The organism is Polynucleobacter sp. 39-46-10 (genome assembly GCF_002282275.1).
The window spans coordinates 1-1,121 of sequence record NZ_NCJB01000536.1 but is presented as its reverse complement, the minus strand read 5'-3'; the positions used below and the strand labels follow the sequence as shown (position 1 = coordinate 1,121).

Annotated in this window: 2 protein-coding genes; both read right to left on the bottom strand. The window is 48.5% G+C overall.

Annotated elements, in window-relative coordinates; genetic code table 11:
• On the bottom strand, window positions 1-256 hold a 256-nt coding region (locus tag B7X71_RS17495), incomplete at its 3' end, for a hypothetical protein (protein WP_293601679.1).
• A gap of 51 nt (window positions 257-307) precedes the next feature.
• Window positions 308-1,121: ABC transporter ATP-binding protein (locus B7X71_RS17490; protein ID WP_363927320.1), on the bottom strand; the 814-nt coding region annotated here is incomplete at its 5' end.

Sequence of the window (1,121 nt, the reverse complement as noted above, 5' to 3'; positions counted from 1 at the left end):
CTGGGTTAGGTGGTGTGACGGGTTCGCCAAGCAAGTTCAACTGACGCCCATCACTCTGTTCCGGTAAGCGGCTCAAAATGTGCTGAATTCGCTTCTGCGCATCTTCAATCTTAGCCTCAAGCTGATTGCGATCTTGATGTAAGGCTCTCACGGCATCGGAGATCAGCTGAATTTTGTGAGATAGCCTGTGCAATGATTCGGCTATCGAATCAGATTCAGTTGGGTCACTTGGGACATGAGGGGTGTACTCGGTCATATGGGCATTGTAGCCTTAGCAAAACGCTTTGTGAAACTCCTGGTTTTGGGCTTACTTAGGTAAAGCCACCCAATCATCCCCCAGCTTTTCTAGGTGAATGCGCCCATCAAATAGCTCGATTAGGGCCTGATGGGTTCTAGGGTCTTGGTTTGACCCCTGAAAATGTAGTTTGCCTTTACTCAGCATCACCAAATGGTCGGCACGGAGAGCAAACTGAATCTCATGTAATACCGTCACTAAGGTCTTGCCTTGAGTCAGTAAGTCGTTTTGCCATTTCAGAAAATCGGATTGATGAGGTGGGTCCAAATTGGCCAGGGGCTCATCCATGAGAAGGATGTCGGAGTCCACTGCAAGCAGACGCGCCAATAAAACTCGCTGACGCTCTCCCCCAGATAGTTGCTGTAAGGGACGATGGCGTAAATGCCATGCGTCGGTCTGTTGCAAAGCCCTTTCGACCGAAATATGATCGGCATTGGAAGGGAGGTGCAGCCACCCCTGATGCGGAATGCGTCCCAGCATGACTGTGTCATACGCACTTAAGGAATCATCAAATTCTTCTGAATTATTCGAGCCTTGATCGAGCCAAGCAATTTTCTTTGCAAGATCTTTTAGGGTAAATGCAGATAAAGGAACTTCGTCGATAGTGATGGAGCCATCCCACTTCAGTAACCCAGCCATTGCCTGTAAGAGGGAAGATTTTCCTGCGCCATTGGGTCCAATAACGCTAGTCCATTTTCCTTGTGGAATATCAATATTGAGGTCGGAGAGAATGGCGCAAGGACCTCTGTATACATTAAGTTGGCGGGCTTTCATGAGCGCGCTCCAAGAGAAGTGCGTCTTAGCAGAATCAACAAATAGAGACCGC